This is a genomic window from Commensalibacter melissae (genome assembly GCF_003691365.1).
Taxonomy (GTDB): Bacteria; Pseudomonadota; Alphaproteobacteria; order Acetobacterales; family Acetobacteraceae; genus Commensalibacter; species Commensalibacter melissae.
Map to the genome: position 1 here is coordinate 1,348,258 of NZ_CP033087.1, position 25,227 is coordinate 1,373,484.

Annotated in this window: 24 protein-coding genes; 19 read left to right on the forward strand and 5 right to left on the reverse strand. The window is 39.6% G+C overall.

Annotated elements, in window-relative coordinates; all coding sequences use genetic code 11:
* The first annotated feature begins 206 nt into the window (after nucleotides 1-206).
* On the forward strand, nucleotides 207-2,525 hold the full coding sequence (locus tag D9V35_RS06125; protein ID WP_122123785.1) for a helicase-related protein: 2,319 nt from the start codon (nucleotides 207-209) through the stop codon (nucleotides 2,523-2,525).
* An 88-nt stretch (nucleotides 2,526-2,613) separates the two neighbouring features.
* Here D9V35_RS06125 and ubiM read toward each other — a convergent pair whose 3' ends face one another.
* Together ubiM and D9V35_RS06135 are read right to left on the reverse strand one after the other, a co-directional pair.
* Nucleotides 2,614-3,855 carry a 5-demethoxyubiquinol-8 5-hydroxylase UbiM gene (gene ubiM / locus D9V35_RS06130; RefSeq protein WP_205910294.1) on the reverse strand — a complete coding sequence of 414 codons (1,242 nt, stop codon included), beginning with the start codon at nucleotides 3,853-3,855 and terminating at the stop codon, nucleotides 2,614-2,616.
* 20 nt (nucleotides 3,856-3,875) lie between these two features.
* Complete coding sequence (locus tag D9V35_RS06135) at nucleotides 3,876-4,466, reverse strand: nitroreductase family protein (protein ID WP_162988599.1); 591 nt, start codon at nucleotides 4,464-4,466, stop codon at nucleotides 3,876-3,878.
* A 246-nt stretch (nucleotides 4,467-4,712) separates the two neighbouring features.
* Between D9V35_RS06135 and hisB the strand changes: the two genes are divergently transcribed.
* The 9 genes from hisB to nth are packed head-to-tail and all read left to right on the forward strand — an operon-like array spanning nucleotide 4,713 to nucleotide 9,888.
* A complete protein-coding gene (gene hisB / locus D9V35_RS06140) occupies nucleotides 4,713-5,309 on the forward strand; it encodes an imidazoleglycerol-phosphate dehydratase HisB (RefSeq protein ID WP_122124287.1) in 597 nt (198 codons plus the stop codon).
* Nucleotides 5,306-5,668: a hypothetical protein gene (locus D9V35_RS06145; protein WP_122123787.1), complete on the forward strand. Its 363-nt coding sequence runs from the start codon at nucleotides 5,306-5,308 to the stop codon at nucleotides 5,666-5,668. Before hisB ends, D9V35_RS06145 begins: the two co-directional genes overlap by 4 nt.
* Nucleotides 5,665-6,324 carry an imidazole glycerol phosphate synthase subunit HisH gene (gene hisH / locus D9V35_RS06150; RefSeq protein ID WP_122123788.1) on the forward strand — a complete coding sequence of 220 codons (660 nt, stop codon included), beginning with the start codon at nucleotides 5,665-5,667 and terminating at the stop codon, nucleotides 6,322-6,324. Before D9V35_RS06145 ends, hisH begins: the two co-directional genes overlap by 4 nt.
* A 19-nt stretch (nucleotides 6,325-6,343) precedes the next feature.
* Entirely contained in the window at nucleotides 6,344-6,898 is a 555-nt protein-coding gene (locus D9V35_RS09515) for a GNAT family N-acetyltransferase (protein WP_347376850.1), read from the forward strand.
* A gap of 28 nt (nucleotides 6,899-6,926) precedes the next feature.
* Nucleotides 6,927-7,691 (forward strand): 1-(5-phosphoribosyl)-5-[(5-phosphoribosylamino)methylideneamino]imidazole-4-carboxamide isomerase, encoded by a 765-nt coding sequence (gene hisA / locus D9V35_RS09520; RefSeq protein WP_347376851.1) that lies wholly within the window; start codon nucleotides 6,927-6,929, stop codon nucleotides 7,689-7,691.
* A complete protein-coding gene (gene hisF, locus D9V35_RS06160; protein ID WP_122123789.1) occupies nucleotides 7,685-8,443 on the forward strand; it encodes an imidazole glycerol phosphate synthase subunit HisF in 759 nt (252 codons plus the stop codon). The genes hisA and hisF overlap by 7 nt, the downstream gene beginning before the upstream one ends.
* A gap of 26 nt (nucleotides 8,444-8,469) precedes the next feature.
* Nucleotides 8,470-8,814 carry a phosphoribosyl-ATP diphosphatase gene (locus tag D9V35_RS06165; RefSeq protein ID WP_110438258.1) on the forward strand — a complete coding sequence of 115 codons (345 nt, stop codon included), beginning with the start codon at nucleotides 8,470-8,472 and terminating at the stop codon, nucleotides 8,812-8,814.
* Nucleotides 8,815-8,825: 11 nt separating this feature from the next.
* Complete coding sequence (locus D9V35_RS06170) at nucleotides 8,826-9,191, forward strand: histidine triad nucleotide-binding protein (protein WP_110438259.1); 366 nt, start codon at nucleotides 8,826-8,828, stop codon at nucleotides 9,189-9,191.
* A gap of 13 nt (nucleotides 9,192-9,204) precedes the next feature.
* On the forward strand, nucleotides 9,205-9,888 hold the full coding sequence (gene nth / locus D9V35_RS06175) for an endonuclease III (protein ID WP_240993350.1): 684 nt from the start codon (nucleotides 9,205-9,207) through the stop codon (nucleotides 9,886-9,888).
* A gap of 1 nt (nucleotide 9,889) precedes the next feature.
* Here the strand turns inward: nth and D9V35_RS06180 are convergent, their stop codons facing one another.
* The gene (locus D9V35_RS06180) at nucleotides 9,890-10,810 is read right to left on the reverse strand and encodes a ComEC/Rec2 family competence protein (protein ID WP_162988600.1); all 921 of its coding nucleotides are present in this window, start codon (nucleotides 10,808-10,810) and stop codon (nucleotides 9,890-9,892) included.
* A complete protein-coding gene (locus D9V35_RS06185) occupies nucleotides 10,753-11,937 on the reverse strand; it encodes a ComEC/Rec2 family competence protein (RefSeq protein ID WP_122123791.1) in 1,185 nt (394 codons plus the stop codon). The genes D9V35_RS06180 and D9V35_RS06185 overlap by 58 nt, the downstream gene beginning before the upstream one ends.
* 180 nt (nucleotides 11,938-12,117) lie before the next feature.
* On the opposite strand from D9V35_RS06185, the gene gltX reads away from it, so the two are divergent.
* The 8 genes from gltX to D9V35_RS06225 all read left to right on the forward strand — a co-directional run bounded on the left by gltX (nucleotide 12,118) and on the right by D9V35_RS06225 (nucleotide 23,530).
* A complete protein-coding gene (gene gltX, locus D9V35_RS06190) occupies nucleotides 12,118-13,521 on the forward strand; it encodes a glutamate--tRNA ligase (protein ID WP_122123792.1) in 1,404 nt (467 codons plus the stop codon).
* Nucleotides 13,514-14,449, forward strand: coding sequence for an aspartate carbamoyltransferase catalytic subunit (locus D9V35_RS06195; protein ID WP_122123793.1), 936 nt, complete (start codon nucleotides 13,514-13,516; stop codon nucleotides 14,447-14,449). Before gltX ends, D9V35_RS06195 begins: the two co-directional genes overlap by 8 nt.
* Entirely contained in the window at nucleotides 14,446-15,738 is a 1,293-nt protein-coding gene (locus D9V35_RS06200; RefSeq protein ID WP_122123794.1) for a dihydroorotase, read from the forward strand. Before D9V35_RS06195 ends, D9V35_RS06200 begins: the two co-directional genes overlap by 4 nt.
* Nucleotides 15,735-16,379, forward strand: a complete 645-nt coding sequence (plsY, locus tag D9V35_RS06205) for a glycerol-3-phosphate 1-O-acyltransferase PlsY (RefSeq protein WP_122123795.1) — start codon at nucleotides 15,735-15,737, stop codon at nucleotides 16,377-16,379. The genes D9V35_RS06200 and plsY overlap by 4 nt, the downstream gene beginning before the upstream one ends.
* 5 nt (nucleotides 16,380-16,384) lie before the next feature.
* Entirely contained in the window at nucleotides 16,385-17,554 is a 1,170-nt protein-coding gene (gene dprA / locus D9V35_RS06210) for a DNA-processing protein DprA (protein WP_122123796.1), read from the forward strand.
* 171 nt (nucleotides 17,555-17,725) lie between these two features.
* Nucleotides 17,726-20,296 (forward strand): type I DNA topoisomerase, encoded by a 2,571-nt coding sequence (topA, locus tag D9V35_RS06215; protein WP_122123797.1) that lies wholly within the window; start codon nucleotides 17,726-17,728, stop codon nucleotides 20,294-20,296.
* Between the two features lie 220 nt (nucleotides 20,297-20,516).
* Nucleotides 20,517-22,073: a S41 family peptidase gene (locus tag D9V35_RS06220; RefSeq protein WP_240993351.1), complete on the forward strand. Its 1,557-nt coding sequence runs from the start codon at nucleotides 20,517-20,519 to the stop codon at nucleotides 22,071-22,073.
* Nucleotides 22,074-22,372: 299 nt separating this feature from the next.
* Nucleotides 22,373-23,530 (forward strand): OmpA family protein, encoded by a 1,158-nt coding sequence (locus D9V35_RS06225; RefSeq protein ID WP_122123798.1) that lies wholly within the window; start codon nucleotides 22,373-22,375, stop codon nucleotides 23,528-23,530.
* Between the two features lie 68 nt (nucleotides 23,531-23,598).
* Here D9V35_RS06225 and cysK read toward each other — a convergent pair whose 3' ends face one another.
* The gene (cysK, locus tag D9V35_RS06230) at nucleotides 23,599-24,576 is read right to left on the reverse strand and encodes a cysteine synthase A (RefSeq protein WP_110438268.1); all 978 of its coding nucleotides are present in this window, start codon (nucleotides 24,574-24,576) and stop codon (nucleotides 23,599-23,601) included.
* A 196-nt stretch (nucleotides 24,577-24,772) separates the two neighbouring features.
* Here cysK and D9V35_RS06235 point away from each other — a divergent pair, with 196 nt between their 5' ends.
* Nucleotides 24,773-25,222 carry an RrF2 family transcriptional regulator gene (locus D9V35_RS06235; protein ID WP_110438269.1) on the forward strand — a complete coding sequence of 150 codons (450 nt, stop codon included), beginning with the start codon at nucleotides 24,773-24,775 and terminating at the stop codon, nucleotides 25,220-25,222.
* Nucleotides 25,223-25,227 lie beyond the last annotated feature (5 nt).

The window sequence follows — 25,227 nt, forward strand, 5'->3', positions numbered from 1 at the left end:
TATCTCTAATAAGAAAATACTGATAAAATTTTTTGATTCAATCTTATTTAATCAATTTTTTCAAATTATACATAAATATAAGGCATTAAAATAAAAAAACTTATATTATAAGTACAATATATTGCGAAAAACCTATATCATCTTTTATCTTGTATTCTAGATATGTAATAAATAATAAAATTCAATTTTTTAATCTGTTAAATCATATGAACTCATCCCCTGCTGAACTTGCCCTTTACAAAGTCTTACAAGAAACCCGGCTAGATATTACGCCTCAAGAAGAAAATCGTCTAAAAAAACTCATTGAACGCCAACTTGAAACTGACTCTGATACGATTGCACCAGCAAATTTTATAAAACTTCTCTGTACTATTCGTAGAAAGGGATGGACCAAAAAATTAACCCAGCTTGTCCAAAAAAAAAAATATGTTTGGGTTCAACCTGAAGATATTGCATGGGCGGTTTCGTTTATTCACACACCTGAACCCAATGAAACTAATTTTGAAAATGTATTGCGGCTTGCCCTAGGAAACCGTTTGAAACAATCAAGCGGCAATGCCCATGAGGCAATTCAGAATTTACAGCTTGAAACCAATAATGTCTCAGCTAGAACATTCGATAATGAACAATTGACAATTATGGCAGATACCGTTGCCATGGCTTTTGATATACAGGATAAAGATAGTTTTATTGATCAGATTTTGACAGATTATAAGATCAATAAAGAAAAAGATGAACAGTTACTACAAACAGCCAAGGCCCGTAAGAAACAGGAGATAAAACGACAAAGGGAATGGGAAAATAGCCTTGTAAGCTTCAAGGATATACCCGCAATATTGCATTGCTCGTCCAGGGATGCCCTAAAATGGATTGGGCAGAACAGAATTCCAATTGCCCAGAAAATAAAGAAACACGGAAAAGATATTTGGAAATTTGATCCTGTTGAATTGAGAAAATTACGCAATCAAATTTCAAGTTGGATCGAAGAAGTCCCTAAGGGAAAAAAGGGTAAATATATAAACCTTGGTGACCTCAATATCAAAAACAAGGTATTGGCCAATGTAGCGGCAATGGATCGATATGCAGGGCATTTTATAACAGCCCGCTCCCTGAAAAGACATATCACCATTGTGACTGGACCAACCAACAGTGGAAAATCTTATACTGCCTTGGAAACAATGGCTAAAAGTGAGAGTGGAATTGCCCTTGCACCACTACGTTTATTGGCGCATGAATTCAAGGAAGCCCTGGCGGAACGTGATATTGAGGCATCCTTGAAAACGGGTGAGGAGCGCAATATTATCCCCGGAAGCCGTTTTCTGGCAGCTACTGTAGAAATGTGCCCGATGGACAATCCTGTTGATGTGGCGTTGATTGATGAGGCGCAAATGCTGACAGATCCTGATCGTGGCGCAGCATGGACGGCTGCAATTATGGGCGTTCCGGCACGCCATGTTTTTGTTCTGGGTTCACCAGAATGTATCCCTATTGTCAAACGCATTGCCAATTTATGTGATGATCCCTGTGACGAGATTATTCTACAAAGAAAAAGTCCCCTTATCACTGCCAGTTCGCCAATCAGGTTATCAAAATTGAGAACGGGTGATGCACTTATCGCCTTTTCAAGAAGAGAGGTTTTGGATCTACGTTCTCTTCTAATGCAAAAAGGTCACCGCGTTGCTGTAATATATGGGGCCTTGAGTCCGGAAGTCAGGCGGGCGGAAGCAAAACGCTTCAATAATGGCGAGGCAGATATTTTAATCGCAACAGACGCTATCGGTATGGGATTAAATTTAGCCATCAAACGTGTTATATTCAGCACGATCTTTAAATTCGATGGTCAAAACAGGCGCCCCCTCACATCCCAGGAAATCAAGCAAATAGGCGGACGTGCAGGTCGATATGGCAAGCATGAAAACGGAATTGTAGGTATTATGGCTGGTGCGGGCGATCCTGCCTTCATCCATCGTAATCTGGAGGCCCCTCCAATCCAGGAAAATGATTTGCGGCCCCTGGTGCAACCTGACAGTGATATTGTTCAAGCAATTGCCAATGAAATCAATTCAACGAGTTTATTCGGTGTATTGACACGCTTGAAACGGGCTGTTTTACGTCCTGATGATCCCAATTATAGATTGGCAAAAATGGAGGAAACATTCGCGATTGCATCCTCACTGGAGGGAGTCGATGGTCTTTCCCTTAAAGATCGCTGGACATATTCAACATGTCCGGTCGATGACCGTGACAATGGCATTCATCGGCTTACCCATTGGGCAGCGGATCATGCTGCCGGCAAAACCATATCCGCCCCTGGATCTGGAAAACTACCGAATCCAGTCCAGGCATCCCGACGCGAACTTGAACGCGCTGAAAAAATGCATAAACGCCTGGTAAGTTGGCGCTGGCTATCCTTGCGTTTTCCCGATTTTTACCCAGATCTGGAAAATGCCGAGAAAAATACGAAGAAATTAAATGAATGGATTGAATCAGTTCTTCGCCAAAAACGCAGGAAAATTGAATTGTAAATTGTTGATTTTTACAAATTCTTTAATGAAACAAGATGATACAATAAATTATTACTATTTCATCCTGTTTATTTTAAAAGTGAATTAATCAAAATCTTTTCGATAAAATCGATTTTGGAGAAGGCAATGTCGTGGTTTTATCAATTAGGGTATCCACGACTTTATTCCTAACAGGCTTTAGTAAATTGGCCGTTTTAATACCTAACCTCCTTAATTTCCACAATCCTTTTTCTTCACGTGTATAAAGCGTTGCAATAGTGTTTGTCAGGGTAAACATCGGCATGGTTTTGATTCTTAACCGTTTTTCGAAATGACGCAATTGTTTCGATGTGCCGATTTCCTCTCCCCTTTTTAAACCTGCCAAAACTTCATCTGCTAGGATTTCCTGGGCAATCAGGGCAAAATTGTAACCATGGGCTGTGATAGGATGCATTCCAATAGCCGTATCGCCGACCAAGGCAGCATGTCTTGTTTCAAACCGGTTGGCAAATACAGTTTTCAAAGGATAAACATGCCGGGTGGAAACAAGCTCCATTTTTCCAAGCCGTCCATGTATGCGTTTCATTATTTCCAGATTGAATTGTTCGGCTTCCAACGATCTGACCCGATTCATTTCATCAGGAGGAAGAGACAATACAACAGAAGTGACATTATTATTCAATGGCAGTAAGGCAACAGTCTGTCCTTTGTCAAACCATTGCAAGGCAACTTGATGATGAGGCAACTCATGCTTCATACGACATACCATCATATGACGATGAAAATCATGCAGCAAATATCCAATTTCAAGACTGTCCCTTATTTTGGAGAAACGTCCGTCACTTACAACAGCCAGTTTTGTAGAAAAAACTGCATCGTCCTGATCTGCATTGGAATATTCAACCCGGGCATAATCAACAAAGCAATTTAATTTATTACAGCGTGTATTGGATAAAACAGTAATTCCTTCACGAGATTGAACCTCTTCAAATGTTGCCTTTCGGATCAGATGATTTGGGACAAGATAGCCAAGAGCCTCTTCGCCCTTTCCCTGCGTGTCAAAAATCAAAGGATTGTTTTCTTCCCCATTCTCAACCCTGGCCTCCCTGAGCGAAGAAATTTCATCTTGAGGAATACGGTCCCATATCCCCATTGATTTCATCAATGAAACGGAATGATGGGTCAAAGCTATTTCACGACCATCAAAAGAAGGTTCTTGCAAAGCTGTCATTGGGGCTGGATCAATAACAGTGACTTTCAGTCCAATCCCCTCCAGGGACAATGCCGCACTTAATCCTGCAGGACCCCCGCCAATCACAACAACATCCATCATATCTTTAATCTTTAACATCGTTTCATCTCTTTAACTATTTATGAATCAATTTTGAAATTTACTGCACTTCCCTGCCAGTTAGCGACATAATCATCCACTGAAACCCTTGGAGGTGCCTCAGATCCTTCCACAGGTGTTCCGATAAACATAAATCCGATCATTCTATACGGTTTTTTCAGTCCCAATAATTCCGTAATTTCAGGAACATCAATGGGGCCTGTAATCCATTTTGCACCAAATCCCAGAACATGGACAGCATTCAATATATTCATGGTTGCTGCTGATGCTGCCATCAACTGTTCATCAAGTGAGATAGACGTCTTGTCATCATGAAATTGACGAAATCCAAGTGCCAAGATCAAAGGGGCATTCGAAAAATTTTGCACTATTTTGGTTATATAAGCGGGGGGATAACAAGAATCCGGTTTTGTAAGGATCTTTTCCAATGATCTTACCCATTTTTCTCGATACTCTTTACCAATAATCACAAAACGCCAGGGACGTAAGCGCCCATGATCAGGAGCCCGCATCGCTGTTGATAAAATTTGATGCAATTCATCGTCATTTGGCGCAGGTTGAGTTAATGAACCACATGAAAAACGAGAAAGCAGAAAATCAATATTTGACATAAAATTATCCATTACAATAAAGTTATTTATAATTTTACCATTTATAATGTAAGTTTCATATCAAATCTAAACTTACTGTAATTTCCTCGAGACAAAAATACGTAAAAAGTATTATGAATTTAAGTTTTATTCATAAGAAATTCATGATTTCATAATTTCATTTCTTACTCTTTAATCTTGGCATTCCGGCAAAAGCAAGTTATTAATTGAATGTCAAATAAAATTTATATTTTAAAGTTATCTTTTATGAATACTCAAAGACAGGTATCCGTACATCGCAAAACCTCGGAAACAGATATCCAGCTCACCCTGAATCTTGATGGAGCAGGTCAGTCCAATATCGAAACGGGAATCGGTTTTTTTGACCACATGCTGACAGCTCTTACCAAACATGGCTTGTTTAACTTGGACATAATGGTCAAAGGCGATCTACATATTGATTTTCATCATACAGTGGAAGATGTCGGCATAACTTTGGGTCAGGCATTCCAGAAAGCGATTGGAGAGAAAAAAGGAATCTGTCGGTTTGGACAAGCCTCTGTTCCTCTGGATGAGGCCTTGAGCGAAGTCGTTATCGATATTTCTGGTCGCCCATACCTGGCATGGAACGTGTCTTTTCCAACAGAAAATATAGGAAAGATGGATACCGAATTATTTGAAGAATTTTTTCGTGGGTTTGTGATGAGCGCCCATTTGAACTTGCATGCAATATTGCATGCGGGTCGTAATTCCCATCATATTGCCGAGGCAACATTTAAAGCAGCTGCACGTGCTTTGCGAATGGCTTGTGAATTCGATTCACGTGCTTTGCATTCCATTCCATCAACCAAAGGTGTGTTGTGAAATATTTTACTGTCTATGCAAACCAAAACCAACCTTCCGAATTAAAACTGGTGCCTGAGGGTTTTTCCTGGCTCGTATTTATACTTGGACCTGTTGGTCTTTTTGTCCAAAAAAGCTGGATTCATGGATTAATTCTTTTAAGTGTCTGTTTTTCACTGATTATCTGGATACATCCATCTTTCTTCTTGATGGCTTTGGTACATTTTATAGTAGGTTGCTTTGCCTTCCACTTTCAAAGAACCGAATTGCAATGGGCAGGATGGAATCTTCAAACCGTAATTGCCGCACCCAATAAGAAATTTGCCCTTCTTCGTTTACTTGATAAAAAACCCCGTTTAACAAACTATATCAATTCATGAAACATAAACCCGAAAGCATTATTGTTATTGATTATAACGGCGGAAACCTTGCCTCCGCTCAACGTGCCCTGATTGCGGCGGCCCACATGATCAATCTGCCTGTTGATGTTGAAATCAGCAACAAACCAGAACATGTTCAAAATGCGGACCGTCTTATATTACCTGGTCAGGGAGCGTTTGCAGATTGCATGAGTGGATTGCAATCCATTCCCGGTTTGCTTGAATCGTTAAATGCCAAAGTTCGGCAAGGGACCCCTTTCCTAGGAATTTGTGTTGGCATGCAAATAATGGCTGAACAGGGATTGGAACATAAAACAACTAAAGGTTTGGGATGGATCCAGGGTAAAATAAAACCTATCGATACAACAGATTTACCTTTACCCCATATGGGATGGAATGAACTAAATTTTAAAGTAAATGCACATCCTGTTATGAATGGAATAAATCCAGGTGATCATGCATATTTTGTCCATTCATATGCTTTGTTCGCTGAAGATAACAAGGATATTATCGCTACAACCGATTATGGCATATCCATTCCGGCCATCATCGCCAAAAAGAATGCGATTGGCACGCAGTTTCATGTCGAAAAGAGTCAACAGGTTGGATTACATATTTTGGCAAATTTCCTAAGATGGAATCCTACCCCCGCTTAGCAAGTATTTATTAATTACAATGGATAACATCAACTCAAACCTACTTCCAAAAATCGAATTAGAACAAATTACCACCCTTGATAATGATGATGATTTGCATGCAATTTGTGAATCTCTGGAAGCCGCGATATTGGCTGGTTATCATTGTCGCTGGGTTAAGGCACCACCAAGACAATTGTTGGAAAGCTATATAAAGGGATCGTTACTTGTTCCCGAAAAAACTCTTTTCACAGGTCGAATGGATGGACATATTGTCGCATTTTGCGAGGTTGAAACACCACTAAAAGAAGAGGGATCTCCCTATATTGCTGCAAAAATCACCATTTTTGCAGTTGCACCCTATGCCATAAATGTCGGCGTCAGTAAACGTTTACTTCTAAAAATCGAACAGACCATTGCCCAACTAGGTTTCCCGATCATTAATGTGCAAATTGATGAAAGTCAGAAAAAATTATTTCAGTTTTATTTGAAAAATGGATATCATCATTGGGCAACCCACCCTTATTATCGAAAAATCAACGGGCAAATTTTCAGGGGATATTTTTTATATAAATCCTTTTTGAACCTACCATAATTTTAACTTCATGAAGTGTAACTTATTTATGTCCAGCTTTTCTTCAGCAGTCCATCCCCTAACATTATATCCCGCGATTGATTTGAAAAATGGTCAATGTGTTCGATTACGTCAGGGTGAAATGGATCAGGCAACAATATATTCTGACAATCCCGGTGAACAAGCGCGAAACTGGAATAATCAGGGTTGTAAATGGTTACATGTTGTTGACCTTGATGGTGCCTTTGCAAAAAAATCTGTTAATACAGAAGCTATTTTAAGCATTCTTGCCAATTCTCAGGTGCCTGTTCAACTTGGAGGTGGAATACGGGACCTAAATGCTATCGAATATTGGCTTTATAAGGGCATAAAAAGAGTTATCCTCGGTAGTGTCGCCGTTAAAAATTCCAGACTAGTTTATCAGGCCTGCAAATCCTTTCCTGGTCAAATCGTGATTGGTATTGATGCCAAAAAAGGATATGTATCCACCGAAGGTTGGGCGGAAACCTCTGAAATGAAAGCCCTGGACCTCGCCTTACGTTTACAGGACAGCGGTGCTTCTGCCATTATCTTTACTGAAATTGAACGAGATGGCATGTTATCCGGACTTGATCTTGAACAAACTGCCAATCTTGCCCATCATCTCCAGATACCGATTATCGCCAGTGGAGGCATTGGTAACCTTGCACATATTGAGGCATTACGAAACATTGCCAATCAGGAGCCAGGAATAGAGGGTGTAATTGTTGGTCGAGCCCTCTATGATGGACGCATTCGGATCAATGACGCTTTAAAGGTGTTGGAAACATGTTGAAAACCCGTGTCATTCCTTGTCTTGATGTTAAGAACGGACGTGTGGTCAAGGGAGTCAATTTTGTCTCCCTACGTGATGCCGGTGATCCCGTTGAACAGGCATTGGTTTATGATAAGGCAGGTGCCGATGAATTGACATTTCTGGATATAACCGCAAGCAATGAAAACAGAAACACCATCATTGATGTGGTGAATCGTACAGCGGAAAAAATTTTTCTTCCTTTGACTGTTGGCGGGGGTATTCGTACACCGGACAATATACGTGCGCTTCTTTTAGCAGGAGCGGATAAATGCGCCATTAATTCCGCAGCCATTAAAAATCCGGATCTTGTTAATGATGGAGCCAATAAATTTGGCAGTCAATGTATCGTTGTTGCTATTGACGCACGATCTGATAATAAAGGTTCATGGGAGGTCTACAGTCATGGTGGTCGTAATCCAACGGGTATTAATGTCATTCAATGGGCAAAGGAAATGACCAGGCGTGGTGCTGGTGAGCTTTTAATTACCAGCATGGATCGTGATGGTACGGGAAAAGGTTTTGATCTTGACCTTCTGAAAGCAATTAACAGTAATGTTCGTGTCCCTGTGATTGCTTCGGGGGGGGTGGGTCAATTACAACATTTTACCGAAGGCGCACAAACAGGAGCAACAGGATTACTTGCAGCCAGCGTTTTTCATTTTGGCCAATTTACGATTGAGCAGGTAAAAAAATCTCTGTCAGAAAACAACATTCCCGTCCGCCTTTCCTGATCTGTATTTAATAAAGGAAACAAGGTATGAAATCCAATCTAAATGGTGAAATTCTTGATCGTCTATATAAAAAGATTGAAGAAAGAAAAAATAATGACCCTCAAAAAAGCTATTCCGCCAAATTACTGAAAAAAGGGTCACACAAGGTTGCACAGAAATTCGGTGAAGAAGCTGTTGAATGCCTGATTGAATGTGCCACAAAAAATCCACAAAACCTGATCAGTGAAAGTGCCGATGTTTTGTATCATTTGTTGGCCATGTGGGTTATAACAGATATATCGCCTGAAGATGTTTGGGCGGAACTTCATAAAAGAGAGAAAATAAGCGGGATCGAGGAAAAGGCTTCTCGTAATTTAAAATCTTCAAAATAACAGGTGAAACAATGGCTTCAACTTCAGTTCGTTACGATTCTCAAAATATATTTGCTAAAATTTTGAAAAAAGAAATTCCAGCAAAAACAATTTATGAAAATGAATATGTATTGGCGTTTCACGATGTAGCCCCCAAGGCACCAATTCATGCCTTGGTCATTCCCAAAAACCCTTATACCTCCTATGCTGATTTTTCTCAACGTGCAGCCCCCGAGGAAATTGTAGCTTTTACCAAGGCTGTTGCACATGTAGCCAATTTATTGGGTCTTGACAAAGATGGTTATCGCATTATCAGCAATATTGGCAGGAATTCCGGCCAAGAAGTTTTCCATTTTCACTTTCATATTCTTGGTGGGAAAAAGTTACCATTTGCTTAATTAAAATTTTTCCATGATTATTAAAGCAGATAAAGAAACACCTTTAGCAAAGGCAATGAATAAGAAAGAAATCAAGGAATTCATTCGTCTTCTTGCCAAGTCACGTCCGGACGCTAAAACTGAACTGAATTATTCTTCACCCTACACGCTTTTAGTATCCGTTGTTTTGTCGGCTCAGGCAACTGACATATCTGTTAATAAAGCCACAAATAAATTGTTCAAGATTGCATCTACACCTGAAGCAATGGTTGCTCTTGGTGAGGAAAAATTAGTTCCCTTTATCAATTCCATCGGTTTATGGCGTGCCAAATCCCGAAATGTTATAGCGCTTTCCAAACAATTGATCGAAAATTATAATGGGCAAGTCCCGCAAACGAGAGAGGCTTTGGAAGCTTTACCCGGTGTTGGAAGAAAAACAGCAAATGTAGTATTAAGTGTTGCTTTTGATCAACCTGCCATGGCAGTTGATACGCATATATTTCGAATAGGCAATCGCACGGGTCTAGCTCCTGGCAAGACACCCCTCGATGTTGAAAAAAATCTAGTAACAAATATTCCCCGAGAATTGATTGCGAAATCACATCATTGGTTGATTTTACATGGACGCTATTGCTGTAAGGCTAAAAAACCTGAATGCTGGCACTGTCCTGTTGTGCAAATATGCCATTACCAAGATAAAAACATAAGTCCGTTTTGATTTATTCACTCAAAGCTTCGGGTAAATTCGGAATACCACGTTGAATTGGTTCCATAACCCATGGACGATTGCCTCTTAATGACAAATCATTTTTGATCTTGTTTGAATTCAACCATATGCTATGTGATCCATATACCCAGTTTTTTTCTTTATCAACGAATGATATATCAGGACATAAACGCTGTTCCCATAATAAAGAAATTTCCAACCGCATAGCATGACATATTTCAGCTTGGGAAAAGAAATTCTCAGGTTTTTTTAATATGATCAAAACATGTTCATCCAGCAATTTGCAATAAAAATCCTTGCAAAGAATATTTCTGTCATAATTGTGAGAAAATTGAATTCTCACTTTTGATACACCCAAGTATTGTTTCCATCCCTCAATCGTATATTTATTGCATCCATGCTGACAAATTACCCATATAAACCCAGTTCGTCGAATGGCAATCATTTGTCCATCCGCAGAGGTTACCAGATCAGGATTTTTACCCCATAAACAGGATATAATCCCTATCGTAATCAGAAGAATGCCGGTACTTTTTAATCGAGTCACGCATAAACAGATAATGCATAATCCAATAAAATAGCATGTCAACCCCCATCCAGGCATATCCTTAACCCATATAACCGCATAAGGGAAATCATTAACAATTCGGGCTGTATTAATTACCAAATTAATTCCATACGCCATCAAATGTAAAAAATAATAATCAATTCCTGTCCCAATAGTTACCAGGGATAGTAATCCAGTTGGCATGATCAAAAACATTGTTACAGGAACCGCAATCAAATTTGCCAAAATAAAATATAAATTCAGTTCATGAAAATGAGCCATAACAATTGGACATACTGCCAAGCCAGCTAGGAAACTGATCCATGCAGCCTCTGAAATATAGAAAAAAAATTTTTTAAACCACAAGTGTTCTTGGATTTTTTTAAAAAACGGTCATATCCCCAACCATATCCTGCAATTATAGCCATCACAGCTGCCATAGACATCTGAAAGGATACGTTCATGATCGATGAGGGTGAAAAAATCAAAATCATCAATGCTGCCAGCATCAAATTATGCATTGATAAACTTCGACGATCCATAGACAGGGCGAAAACGATCAAACTTGCCATTATCAGACTACGAATTGCCGGCAAATGAAATCCTGTAAGAAGAAGATAGATACAACCTGCAATCCATCCAATTGATAACGCAATCATTTTCACTGGCCAATGCAAGGCAATATATTCACTTCGCAATAAAAGCCAGCGTACTGTACCGCCAACAATCAACATCACCGTTCCCAGATGCAGACCAGCAATGGCCAATAAATGGGCCAGTCCGGCCACAGCAAAAACATGTCTGTTTTCTTGAGATAAATTCGCATCAATTCCGGTTAATAGAATTTGCGCAATTGCACCAGTCTCACCTGGCAATAAAATCCTGATACGACAGGCTATTTTTTCACGTATCAATTGTATTGAGGTTTTATCGCTTTTTCTAATTACGTTAATAGGAGCGATAGCATATCCATAAGCACCAATATTTTTAAACCAATCATGAAATTGCAAATCATAACTCGCCATTCTAACTGGAGGAAATGGATGCTTCAGCATCGCTTTAACCTCTATCCAATCTCCGACATTAATTTGGGAATGATCGGTATGGAATAATGTAATTTGAATATATCGATGCCATTCTTTCTGTTCAGATTCTGGATATGATAAAAAATGAACACGATGCACTAAAACACGGGTTTTTCCACTTGATAAAATCTCTATTCGACGAATTTTTCCTTTCATTGTGGCCGCATGCGTTGGCAAACGGTAAAAAGGTTCCTGTCGATGTGTTTGTAACCATGCAAGACAAAACCCTGATCCCAATAAAAAAACAACACAGTGAAAAATATAGAGATTTAGTTGAAGGGGATAACGCCATCGAATGACAGCCATTCCTATCAAACCGAATATTGAAAATATAAAACCATAAGATAAATCTGGTTCACTCGTAAGAGTGAAATAAATCAGACTTCCAAGACCCAATATCACAGGCATCCATAATTTCGAATGGTCAGTTTCCCTTACCAACAGAGCAATGACATTTTTTATGCTGTCTAAAATAGTTCAAAAACTCCATAAAAATATTTTTTTTCTAGACTTCATATCTTTATTTTTAATAATTAATATAAACATTATTTCAATTCACTTTTCATTCTACGTGCAAGAAAGATACCCATGACCGTTCGTACACGTTTTGCTCCAAGTCCAACGGGATTGCTTCATATTGGCAATGCTCGCGCTGCACTATTCAACTATCTTTATGCCAAACATCATCATGGCGAATTCTTATTACGGATTGAGGATACTGACAGAGAGCGTTCTACTCAAGAAGCTGTTGATGTTATTCTTGATGGACTGGCATGGATGGGGTTAACACCTGACGAACCGCCTGTTTTTCAATCGACAAGAATTAAAAGACACCAGGAAATCGCTCTTCATCTTCTCGAGACAGGAAAAGCCTATAAATGTTTCTGCACATCAGAGGATTTGGCTCAAATGCGTGCCAAGGCACTGGCTGAGGGAAAACCTCCCCGTTATAACGGATACTGGCGTGACCGTGATCCATCCGAGGCACCCTCCAATGCACCTTATACCATTCGCATCAAGGCCCCCAAAGAAGGTGAAACCGTTATTCAAGACCTTGTTCAAGGAGAGGTAACCGTCGCCAATATCGAACTGGATGACATGATTATCCTACGCGCTGATGGAACACCAACATATCAACACGCTGTTGTCTGCGATGATCATGACATGAATATCACCCATGTCATTCGTGGCGATGACCATTTAACCAATAGTTTTAGACAATTAATGATCTATCGCGCGATGGAATGGAATATACCCAAATTTGCCCACCTTCCCCTTATTCATGGTCCCGATGGTGCGAAATTGTCCAAACGACATGGTGCAAGTTCGGTTGTTGAATTTCGTGATGAAGGATATTTGCCTGAAGCTTTATGTAACTACCTGCTTAGATTAGGCTGGGGTCATGGAGATGAGGAAATACTCAGTCGGAAAGATCAAATTAGGTTATTTGATCTGGATGGTGTTGGCCGTTCTCCATCTCGAATGGATTATGCCAAATTAACACACGTTAATGGATACTGGTTAAGACAGGCAGATGATGTAAGACTAACCAAAGATGTATTGTCTCGTTTGAAGGGACGGAAAGACCTTGATTTAAGCCAGAATAATGAACAGAAAATCAAGTTATTGATGCCTAGATTGAAAGAACGCGCCAAAAATCTGAATGAATTGGCTGAAAATGCCTCTTTCCTTTGTATGTCAATTCCATTAAATTTTACGGACAAGGCACAAAAATTATTGAATGAAAATAATCGTGCCTTGTTGAGTAAACTTGTCGTGGAACTGAATGAACTACCTGAATTCACAAAAGAGTCTGTCAATAGCTGTCTACATGCATTTGCTGAAAAGGAAAACCTGAAATTGGGTAAAGTTGCCCAGCCTTTACGGGCGGCTGTAACAGGAAGCACCATGTCGCCAGGAATTGATGATACACTTCTCGCATTAGGCAAAAATGAGGTTTTGGCTAGATTAGGAGCCGTAATTAATGGTTAATTCCTTTGGACAGCATTTTCTTGGTATAGAAGGACTTCCCGAAGACCAGATTGAAATATTACTGGACCGGGCAGAAAACTATGCCTTACTAAACCGTTCTCGCAAGACCCCTCGCAATCTGTTGAGAGAACGTACGTTAATCACCCTGTTTTTTGAAAATAGTACCCGCACTCGTACATCTTTCGAACTGGCGGGGAAACGTCTGGGTGCTGATGTCATTAACATGTCCGTTTCCACTTCTTCGGTCAGCAAGGGGGAAACATTACTGGATACGGCCTATACCTTAAACGCTATGCGAGCTGATTTGCTTGTCATTCGACATGCACAATCTGGTGCCCCTGCGCTTCTTGCCCAAAAGGTCGATGCAAGTGTCATCAATGCAGGCGATGGAACTCATGAACATCCCACTCAGGCTTTGCTCGATGCATTAACAATTCGTCGCCACTTTGGAAAATTAACAGGTTTGACTGTTGCAATATGTGGAGATATAGCTCATAGCCGAGTTGCCCGTTCAAACATAATCCTTCTTAAAACAATGGGTTGCAATGTCAGGGTTATTGGTCCAAGAACCTTATTGCCTTCAACAATCGCTAAAATGGGTGCCACCCCTTATTACTCAATGGATCAGGGGGTTAAAAATGTTGATGTTATCATGATGTTACGTCTTCAAAGAGAAAGAATGAGTGCTGGATTAATTCCAAGTACCCGTGAATATTTTCGTTTCTTTGGACTAGATCGAAGACGGTTAAACCTTGCAAAGTCAAATGCATTGGTCATGCATCCTGGACCATTAAACCGGGGAATAGAGATTGATAGTCATGTTGCCGATGATCCACATCAAAGCGTCATACAGGAACAAGTCGAAATGGGTGTTGCCGTAAGAATGGCAGTTCTTGAAAAATTCTCTCACATAAAGGCGCAGCCATGAAACCAATTCTTTTCACCAATGTCCATTTAATTGATCCTCAATCAGGATTGGATCAACCGGGAAAACTTCTTGTCAAAAATGATAAAATTGCCGGGATAGATCTTCCGGAAACAGAAGGGCAACCATCAGATTGCGATGTCATTGATGGAAAAGGAGCCATTCTTTGTCCTGGTCTTGTTGATATGCGTGTAACCGTGGGAGAACCTGGATTTGAATATAGGGAAACCATTGCCACCGCAGCAGAAGCGGCTTCTGCAGGTGGGATAACCACCATGGCAATTCTACCCAATAGTAACCCCGCTATCGATAATCCCGCGTTGGTAACCCTGCTAAAAGCCAAGGGTGAAATAACAAAATCCATATCCATTCTTCCTTATGGTGCATTAACTGTTGGTTGTGAGGGAAAGGAACTTGCAGAAATAGGCTTGCTTCAAGAGGCTGGCGCCATTGGTTTCACGGACGGAGACAAGGCGCTTGCAGATACCCGTTTGATGATGCAGACCATGGCATATGCAAGTGGATTTGACGGATTGATCATTCAGCATCCCGAAGACCCCAGTCTGGCCAAAAATAGCAGTGCCACCCAGGGAGAGCTGGCAACAAGACTTGGTTTGCCTTCTGTCCCAACTGCGGCTGAAGCAATTATGATTGCCCGTGATTTACGATTGGCGGAACAAACAAATTGTCGATTACATTTTGGACATATTTCCACCGCGGAGGGACTTAATCTAATTCGACAGGCAAAATCAAAGGGATTTAATATCAGCTGTGATACCGCCCCGGTCTATTTTGACTTGAATGAAGAGGCAATTGGTGATTTTAGAACCTATGCCAAACTTTCCCCACCACTCCGTTCCGAAGCGGATCGTCTTGCAATCTGTCAGGGATTGGCAGATGGAACCATTGATGCAATCGCCTCGGATCATCTTCCAAGAGATGTGGATGACAAACGTTTACCCTTTGCAGAGGCGGCTCCGGGCGGAACAGGGCTAGTTACCCTTTTAAGTGTTACCCTTATTCAAGTCAAAAATGGCAATCTGCCCCTCGCAAAGGCTATTTCACTTTTAAGTAACAATCCTGCGAAAATCCTGCGTCAACCTTTCGGAACGCTTGCCAAAGGAAATGTTGCAGATTTATGCTTATTTGATCCGGATCAAACCTGGCAGGTTGAAGCGGGAAAATTACCAGGACGGGCTCAAAACACTCCATTTGACAATCGTGTCCTTCCAGGTGTCGTCCTTGGAACCTGGAAAATGGGACGCTGTATTTACAAAAGAGAGACCCTATGATTTGGCATATACCCCAATATGCATGGACATTAATGGCAGGCATTATCTTTTTGTCCTATCTGATTGGCAGCATTCCTTTTGGAATGTTGGTTAGCTATATTGGTGGAATAGGAGATATTCGCCAAATCGGTTCAGGCAATATTGGCGCCACAAATGTTTTACGTACAGGCAAAAAAAAACTAGCGGTTTTAACTCTTTTACTCGATATGGGGAAAGGTTCTTTTGCAATATGGTGTGCCTATATTTTTGCCATTAACTATACAGTTCAGGCCGAATCACTTGCCGCAATTTTTGTAGTAGTCGGCCATTGTTTTCCCGTTTGGATAAATTTCAAAGGTGGAAAAGGTGTTGCTACGGGGTTAGGTGTCAGCCTTGCCTTAACCCCTATTGCTGGTCTATTATCATGTATTGTATGGTTACTTGCCGCCAGACTGTCCCGAATTTCCTCTATAGGAGGGTTGTCCGCATTTGTTGCATGGCCTTTATTCATTATGATTTTCAATCATCTTGATCTTAAAACCCCTCTTTTATTTCCCGCCCTTCTTATAAGTTTACTCATATTTTTTCGTCATAGAACCAACATATACCGTCTCAGCAACGGTACAGAACCTCGTATTGGTGAAAAAAACCAAAAAAATTAAGTTAAATGTCCAAGAAACCATTATCTTCCACCCTATCTGTAAAACAATTACTTCCATATTTAAAAATTGCCAGAACGGAAGGGATCGGTGGAATCCGTTATCGACAATTACTTGACCATTATCAAACCCCTGAAGCTGTTTTGGAAATTTTACCAAAATTAAAACGTTCAAAAGATTCAACAAAAAAATTTCAAGTTCCTGATAATAAAATACTTCATAGAGAAATTGATCAAACACTTGAATTGGGGGGACAATTCGTTCTTCGTGGAACTCTGGAATATCCGCCCTTGCTTGATATGCTTGAAGATGCCCCTCCTATTCTGATTGCCATGGGCAATATCGAGTTATTAAAAAAGAGAAATGTTGCTATTGTCGGGGCGCGTAATGCTTCTATACATGGCATTAAAATGGCAGAAAATCTTGCGGCTGATCTATCCGCACATCAAATTGGCATAACCTCTGGTCTAGCCAGAGGTATTGACAAAGCAGCTCACAAAGGAGCCTTATACACAGGTTTCACCATTGCCGTAATTGGTTGTGGAATCGATATGTTTTATCCAACAGAACATAAAGACCTTCAAAAATCAATAGCAGAAAAAGGAGTTGTTTTAACTGAATTTTCTATTGGAACCCAACCTCAAGCCATGCATTTTCCACGCAGAAACCGTATTATTGCTGGATTGAGCTGGGGATGTATTGTCATTGAGGCTGCCCAGCATTCCGGCAGTCTTATCACGGCTAAACAAGCGCTTGATTATAACCGTCCCGTTTTTGCAGTACCAGGATCTCCCATTGATCCACGTTGTAAAGGAAGCAATAACTTGATTAGAATGGGGGCTATATTAACAGAAAATGCCATGGATATAATATCCGAACTCCCCCATCCCCTTATCCAAGAAAATACCCCTTCCAATACAGATCTTTTCACCTATTCTCCCGCAGCTGAAAACATATCCCTCCAGAACAAGAATCCTCCACAGGTCAATATACCTGATAAAAACAATTCAAGAACAATTGAAGATGATATTCTCTTCCTACTTTCTGCCACCCCTACACCTATCGATCTAATCTTGAGAAATGTTCATTACCCTACCAATGAAATTCAGAGTGCTCTTACCTTGCTTGAAATCCAGCAAAAAATTTTTCTTTGCCATAATGGCTATATTTTAAAATGAGGAAATCAAACGAATTCTTGAATTTTTCTTCTATTTTCGTTTTAATATGTAAATCACATCCATTTAAAAAATTAATTAAAAACCAAAATAGCAGTTGCTTCTTACTAAAGAAAAGATAGTATTCTGTTTCTAATTGAAGAAATCATTTTTACTAATCCGTCTGGAGAGAAAATGACAGACGTCATCGTTGTTGAATCGCCTGCCAAGGCCAAAACCATAAATAAATATCTTGGAAACAAATACACTGTTCTCGCCTCTTTCGGGCATGTCCGAGATCTTTCTCCGAAGGATGGAAGTGTTAGGCCGACTGAAAATTTTGCCATGGATTGGGAAACGGATGAACGTGGAAACAAGCAGATCAAGGCGATTGCCCAGGCCTTAAAAAATGCCAAAACACTTTATCTTGCCACTGACCCCGATCGTGAGGGGGAAGCAATTTCCTGGCATGTCCAATCCATTCTGAATGAAAAGAAATTACTTAAAAATATTAATGTCGAGCGTATTACCTTCAATGAAATTACCAAACAGGCAGTTCAATACGCTATTCAACATCCCCGGAAACTGGACCAACCTTTGATTGAAGCATATCTTGCACGACGTGCACTTGATTATCTGGTAGGCTTTACATTATCACCAATTTTATGGCGGAAATTACCTGGATCCCGAAGTGCAGGACGAGTCCAATCTGTTGCCTTGCGTCTTGTATGCGAACGTGAAGCTGAAATCGAGATTTTTCAATCCAAAGAATATTGGACCATTCATGGCACTTTTATCTCTTCATCCAATAAGGATTTCACGGCAAAACTTACCCATTTAAAAAACAAAAAACTTGAACAATTTGATCTAAATACGAAAAATCTGGCAAAAGAGGCTTGTACATATTTAAATAATCAACAGTTTAGCGTTCGTACCATAGAGCGAAAAAAAACAAGAAGGAATCCATCCCCCCCCTTTACCACCTCGACATTACAGCAGGAAGCATCAAGAAAATTAAGAATGAGCGCACAAAACACGATGCGTACCGCACAACAACTTTATGAGGGAATTGAAGTCAAGGGAGAAACCGTTGGTTTGATTACCTATATGAGAACCGATGGAGTACAAATGGCAAATGAAGCAATTCAGGCCATTCGTAATCATATCAATACCGAATATGGCGAAAAATTTGTACCAAAATCACCACGCAAATACACAAGTAAAGCAAAAAACGCCCAAGAGGCACACGAAGCCATACGACCTACACATATCAATTTCACTCCTGAACAAATCAGTTCTTATTTAACAGCTGATCAGAAACAGCTTTACGATCTTATCTGGAAAAGAGCTCTTGCCTGTCAGATGGAATCCGCAGAACTTGATCAAATTTCCATAACAATAACTGATGAAAAGCAGGAAAATTGCTTTAAAACAACGGGATCAACAATAACATTTGAGGGTTTCTTAAAAGTTTATACAGAAAGTTTTGATGATACAGATAAAGATGAGGCGGAAAATAAAAACAACAAAGGGTCACTCCTACCCCCCTTAAGAGAAAAAGAGACTCTTCAAACCAAAGAAATTTTGCCTAGTCAGCATTTTACTCAACCTCCTCCACGCTATAGTGAAGCCTCACTTGTTAAAAAGATGGAGGAACTGGGTATTGGTCGTCCATCCACTTATGCATCCATTCTCGGGGTTTTACGTGACAGAGGTTATGTTACTCTTGAAAATCGTTATTTTATTCCTCAGGATCGTGGACGTTTGGTTACTGCTTTTCTAACATCTTTCTTTAAACGTTACGTTGATGTCGATTTTACCGCCACGTTAGAGGGACAACTTGATGAAATTTCCGATAGTAAAATAGATTGGAAAAAAGTTTTACAGGATTTTTGGAACGATTTTTCCAATGCCATCGAGCAAACAAAAGAACTGAAAATCTCTGATGTTATTGATGCGCTTGATCATGATCTTGGCTCTCACTTCTTTTCCGAAACAACGGACGGGTCCGATCCCAGAAAATGTCCTGCCTGTGAAAATGGCAAACTTCATCTAAAACTGGGTCGCTATGGGGCGTTTATAGGATGTACCAACTATCCTGAATGTCAATATACTAGAAAATTAAGTCTGGATAATGCTGATCAAGAAGATAATGAGATTTTAAAAGAAGGCAGCAAAATCCTTGGAAATAATCCAGAAAATAATGAAGTAGTCTCACTTCGTAAAGGACCTTACGGATTATATATACAATCTGGTGAGGCTGATCCTGAAAATAAAAAGATCAAACCCAAACGTGCCGCTATTCCAAATAATATTGATGGAAATACACTTACCCTGGATCAGGCCATTGCCCTGTTATCTTTTCCAAAATTACTTGGAGAATATCCTGAGACAGGTGAAAAAATCGAAATCGGATTGGGACGTTTTGGCCCTTATATCAAAATGGGAAATATTTTTGCCGCCTTGGATAAAAATGAAGATATTTTATCAGTAGGATTGAATCGAGCCTTGGAGGTTCTTGCAAAAAAAATGGCTTCTATCCGTAATCTGGGGCTTCATCCAAAAGATAAGGAGCCTGTTTTATTAAGAAAAGGACGTTTCGGATTTTATATACAGCATAAAAAATCTGTTGCATCCCTACCAAAAGGTGATAACGGAGATAATACAACCCTAGAGGACGCATTGAAACTTCTCGAAGAAAAAGGAAAAGAGGTAAAGAAAAAATCAACGAAAAAGAAAAAAACAGTAAAAAAAACAAAAAAATAATATGATTTTCAACTAGATTATTGTGTTTTTTACGTGACAGATTTTGTTATTTTTATATTTAGGTTTTAATAATCTTAAAGTTGCTATAGCTTTTTTAATATTGGCTAACCTTATATTTAAAATATTTTATTGTCTTTGGAGAACAATCATTTTCCTCCTAATACGACATTTCTGTTTCTTTAGACTGACGCAAAATGCGATATGTTTTCTATATTTCATTTTGCAAAAATACAAACCTTTATTTTATTGTCTGTATATAATTCTTGCATTTAATACCTATACCCCTATATACGCACAATCCACTACATCCACAAAACCAAAAGATATCGCCCCGTTTAATCAACATAGCTACGAAAATGTCATCGCCACCGCATTGACTTTTCTACAACCCAGAATACTGGAAGAACATACGATAAAAGAATTGTCTTTATGGGGACTGAATGGCTTAAATGCCGTTGACCCCTCTTTATCAATTCATGAAATCGAAGATAAGCTTGTTCTTCAACAGTCTCAAAAAATTCTAGCTAACTATTCCTTGCCGGCAGATAACGATATACCCCAATGGGCAAAGACCATAACAGATATTTCTACCAAGGGATGGGAAAATTCCAATTTAATTCAATTGGCAAACAATCAAGGTCTTACCCAAGCTTTTTTTGATGAATTATTTGATCATATGGATCCCTATTCAAGATATGTCGCTCCCAATTTTGCATCCACGGATCGTAATCAACGAGGAGACGGTGAGGCAAATATCGGAATTACCATCTCCAAAGATAAAAACTATATCGTTATCAGCTCTATCAATACCAATGGTCCCGCTTGGTCAGCAGGACTTAACGTAGGTGAACGTATCTATAAAATAGATAGCAAACGTACCTATAAACAATCTGTTGATACAATTAATAACTGGCTAAAGGGCAGCAACAAATCATCTTTGACTCTTGTCTTGGGCTCACACGGTAGAAAAAAAACAAGAATCGTACGTTTGAAAAGAGAAATTGTTCCACCAGCGACCGTATTTGCATTTACAAATGATAACATAATCATTTTGAAAATAACCTCCTTTTCAACTTTCACTGCGGAAGAAATCAATCAGTATCTTGATCAAGCTGTTCAAGATATGAAATTAAAGGGACTGATTCTCGATCTCAGAGGAAATAGAGGAGGTGTTTTGCAACAGGCCATAACAAGCTCTGCATTATTGCTGGATCATGGTATTGCAGCAACGACACAAGGACGAGATCAAGAGTCCAATCACGTATGGGCAGTACAGGGAGGAGACATAACCAATAATGTTCCCATTGTTATTTTGGTTGATGGCAGAACTGCAAGTGCTGCCGAAATTTTAACCGCTGCGTTATCCGATCATAAGAGAGCCGTCGTAATCGGCAGCACAACTCTGGGTAAAGGTCTTGTACAAACCATTGCACAATTACCTGATGGTGGAGAGCTCTTCGTTACATGGAGCAGGGTTATTGCCCCCTTGGGATGGCCAATCCAGGGCTTGGGCATCATTCCGCAAATATGCACAAGTCGTGGAGTTAAATTCACTCAAAAACAAATGAATGAATTAATTAATGATCAATCTTCCTATGCACGTGATGTTATCTTTTCTAGACAATCACGTTTTCCGGTTGAAGCAAAGGACATTCTTCAAATTAGAAATGCCTGTCCCCCTGCCATCGGTTCAGATATTGATCTTGAGATTGCCGATGATTTGCTTCTTAACCCAAAGCTTTACCAAAAAGCACTTGATATGATCCCGAATGATTAAGTTGTATAGACAACCAAATTAGATTTTTCACGGTATTAATATTTTTTTTTGATTATTACATTGCCAAATGATAACAATTAAAAATTGCTCTCTTGTATTTATTTAAGTTTGAAAATAGTATATTGCTTCTATTCAAGTAAATTTAAACCATGTGATGTTTCAATGACATTTGATATATTTTTCGAACAAAAAATTTTTTTTACTTCTTTCTTCACTAAAAAAAGGGTATTTCAGTTCGAAGAATATTTTACTAAAACAATTTGCAGCTGATAGCTAGATTTAAGGAGTGAAAAATTAAGATGAGTTTGAAATTCCCTCTATTTGCTGCATCTATATTTAATATTTCTACCCTTTTATGTTTAACCACTTTTCTCATGCCCTCAACCACGATAAAAGCACAACCGGTTAAAGGTTTGTATGTAACAGGTGCTGGCGGGCTTAGTATCAATCAAGATCAAGTTGTGCGTCAAAATCCCATTATGCCTGATGGTCGCGATAAATATACATCAGGGGCCACTGCAGTAACGAGTCTAGGATATGGTCTTGGAAACGGTTTTCGAGTTGAAGTGGAGGGAAATTATCGCAACAATCCCTTGAAATATCAAAATCTCGGTTCTTATAAAGCCCGTGGTGAGGGCCGCCAACAAACTTATGGATTTATGGTTAACGCCCTTTTTGATATGGATGTGGGAAGCCCTTATATATTTCCATATTTCGGTGCGGGGATTGGTTATGGATGGTCTACAATGAATGGAGTAAAACTTCGCACCGCGGATCATCGTCTTACTGAACACATGGGAGGTACATTCGGACAATTCGCTTACCAGGGAATTGGAGGGCTATCATTTCCAACCCCTTGGATTGTTGGATTGTCCTTCATTACAGAATATCGATTCTGGACAATGCTGGCACCCCAAAGTCATACCGCCGATGTATGGGGTACCCAAGGAGGAAGAAACATTACCCATCCTTATGGTCATACTAAAGGCAATCGGGATACAACCACCTATTTTAACCATTCCATTCTACTCGGGTTACGTTATGAATTTAACCCTGCCCCTCCTCCTGCAACACCTGTTGATGACCCCCCTGTAGTTCCTAAGGCTAGAAAATCAAGATTATATCTTGTGTTTTTTAACTGGAATAGTTACAGCCTGAGTAATCGAGCGCGACTTATTGTCCGAGAGGCTGCCCAAGCCTACAATAACGTGGAAAACACCCGTATTGAAGCGGATGGTTATACAGATACATCTGCAAGTCCCGATATTAAGGGAAAAAAATACAATATCGAACTTTCCCTAAAAAGAGCCAAGGAAATCAGATCCGAATTGATACGAAATGGCGTTCCGGCCGGCAATATTGATATACATGGATATGGATCACAAAATTTGCGAGTACAAACAGGACCCAATGTACGGGAGGCACGTAACAGACGTGTGGAAATAATTTTACGCTAAATAGTTTCATCGTGGAGGGAATATCACATATTCCGGATTTCCCTTACGATACGGTTTTAAATAAGGATTTAAACCAATCCATTGAACAAAGGTGTTGATAGATAACGTTCCGCAAATGAAGGAACAATCGTTACAATGACTTTACCTTTGTTTTCTTTACGGGCTGCCAACTGAATACTCGCAAACAGAGCTGCACCTGAAGAAATACCCACAGGAATACCATCCAATCGAGCAACGCGTCTTGACGTGGCAAGAGCGTCACTTTCTGAAACCATCAGAACCTGTTTAAGTAAATCGGTATCCAAAATACCTGGTTTAAATCCTGCCCCTATTCCCTGAATACCATGAGGACCAGGCTCTTCTCCGTTAAGAACAGCACTTTCTGCAGGTTCAACACCAAATATCTCCACCTTTGGATTATGTTTCTTCAATCCTCTGGCAATTCCTGTAATGGTTCCACCTGTTCCGATACCGGCAACAACAATATCGACTTTTCCTTGCGTATCCTGCCAGATTTCTTCCGCAGTGGTATACTCATGGACAAGTGGATTCACGGGATTTTCAAATTGTTTTGGCATCCAGGCATGAGGTGTATTTTCTACAATTTCTTTTGCTCGAGCAATTGCCCCAGCCATTCCCAGATGACCTGGGGTCAGTTCAACCTGCGCATCAAGAAAACGCATCATTTTTCGACGCTCAATCGATGCCTTTTCAGGCATTGTAACGATCAGCCGATAACCTTTCGCTGCCGCTATAAATGCCAAGCCAATACCTGTATTGCCTGATGTTGGTTCAACCAGTACACTTTTATGGGGACTAATAATCCCTTCTTCTTCCGCCTGATATACCATCGCGGCGGCAATTCGATCCTTGACTGAAGATAAAGGGTTAAAAAATTCTAGCTTTAATAAAATATCAGCTTCGATATTATCCTGCTTTATTAGATTTCCTGGCCTTACAAGCGGTGTCCCACCAATTGTATCAATCAAAGAATTATAAATTTTACCTCTAGGTTGTGCCAACCCAAAACGATTATTTTTTGTCATAACAATTCCCATTACTCGTTGATTAAGGATAATAATCGCTATAAATAACCTATTTATGCAAAATATTTCCACATCACAGATTTTATTTATAAAAAATACTATTTTTCATCTTAAATAATTATTATATACTATTAATATTAGGATATAAATTTTAAATTAACTAAATATTTCTTTAAAACCTTAGGAAAAATATTTAATGCTCTTAAGACAAGATCGTGCCATTATCGCTATTCTTATTGTAACAGATATCGCCTTTTACTCAAGTCACAATAATACCGTAAGTGCTTCTGACATTTCTTCAAGGACAAAACTACCCAAAAGAAGTATTGAACCGATTTTACAACTTTTATCCAGAGCTTCAATCTTGGAAAGTACTCGTGGACCACGAGGTGGGTATCATCTGGCTAAACCAAAAAGACTACTTTCAATCGCTGATATCATTAAGGCCATTTCGGTTGATGAAAAAGAAAAATATGAAGAATTTACGTTTCCACTTTTTCAACAAGTTATCAAACCATTATGGCAATCTATTGATCAAAAAATCATGAAGGAAATAGCTTCAATAACGATGCAAGATCTCATCAGAAAAGCTGAGGAAAAAGGAATGAAGCGTCCTCGTCCCACAGCTATTAATTTTACTATTTAACGTAA

Bases quoted from the DNA above. Each gene is read 5' to 3' on its own strand.
- D9V35_RS06125 (WP_122123785.1), top strand. From the start codon at position 207: ATGAACTCATCCCCTGCTGAACTTGCCCTTTACAAAGTCTTACAAGAA.
- ubiM (WP_205910294.1), bottom strand. From the start codon at position 3,855: ATGTTAAAGATTAAAGATATGATGGATGTTGTTGTGATTGGCGGGGGT.
- D9V35_RS06135 (WP_162988599.1), bottom strand. From the start codon at position 4,466: ATGTCAAATATTGATTTTCTGCTTTCTCGTTTTTCATGTGGTTCATTA.
- hisB (WP_122124287.1), top strand. From the start codon at position 4,713: ATGAATACTCAAAGACAGGTATCCGTACATCGCAAAACCTCGGAAACA.
- hisH (WP_122123788.1), top strand. From the start codon at position 5,665: ATGAAACATAAACCCGAAAGCATTATTGTTATTGATTATAACGGCGGA.
- D9V35_RS09515 (WP_347376850.1), top strand. From the start codon at position 6,344: ATGGATAACATCAACTCAAACCTACTTCCAAAAATCGAATTAGAACAA.
- hisA (WP_347376851.1), top strand. From the start codon at position 6,927: ATGTCCAGCTTTTCTTCAGCAGTCCATCCCCTAACATTATATCCCGCG.
- hisF (WP_122123789.1), top strand. From the start codon at position 7,685: ATGTTGAAAACCCGTGTCATTCCTTGTCTTGATGTTAAGAACGGACGT.
- D9V35_RS06165 (WP_110438258.1), top strand. From the start codon at position 8,470: ATGAAATCCAATCTAAATGGTGAAATTCTTGATCGTCTATATAAAAAG.
- D9V35_RS06170 (WP_110438259.1), top strand. From the start codon at position 8,826: ATGGCTTCAACTTCAGTTCGTTACGATTCTCAAAATATATTTGCTAAA.
- nth (WP_240993350.1), top strand. From the start codon at position 9,205: ATGATTATTAAAGCAGATAAAGAAACACCTTTAGCAAAGGCAATGAAT.
- D9V35_RS06185 (WP_122123791.1), bottom strand. From the start codon at position 11,937: ATGCCTGTGATATTGGGTCTTGGAAGTCTGATTTATTTCACTCTTACG.
- gltX (WP_122123792.1), top strand. From the start codon at position 12,118: ATGACCGTTCGTACACGTTTTGCTCCAAGTCCAACGGGATTGCTTCAT.
- D9V35_RS06195 (WP_122123793.1), top strand. From the start codon at position 13,514: ATGGTTAATTCCTTTGGACAGCATTTTCTTGGTATAGAAGGACTTCCC.
- D9V35_RS06200 (WP_122123794.1), top strand. From the start codon at position 14,446: ATGAAACCAATTCTTTTCACCAATGTCCATTTAATTGATCCTCAATCA.
- plsY (WP_122123795.1), top strand. From the start codon at position 15,735: ATGATTTGGCATATACCCCAATATGCATGGACATTAATGGCAGGCATT.
- dprA (WP_122123796.1), top strand. From the start codon at position 16,385: ATGTCCAAGAAACCATTATCTTCCACCCTATCTGTAAAACAATTACTT.
- topA (WP_122123797.1), top strand. From the start codon at position 17,726: ATGACAGACGTCATCGTTGTTGAATCGCCTGCCAAGGCCAAAACCATA.
- D9V35_RS06225 (WP_122123798.1), top strand. From the start codon at position 22,373: ATGAGTTTGAAATTCCCTCTATTTGCTGCATCTATATTTAATATTTCT.
- cysK (WP_110438268.1), bottom strand. From the start codon at position 24,576: ATGACAAAAAATAATCGTTTTGGGTTGGCACAACCTAGAGGTAAAATT.
- D9V35_RS06235 (WP_110438269.1), top strand. From the start codon at position 24,773: ATGCTCTTAAGACAAGATCGTGCCATTATCGCTATTCTTATTGTAACA.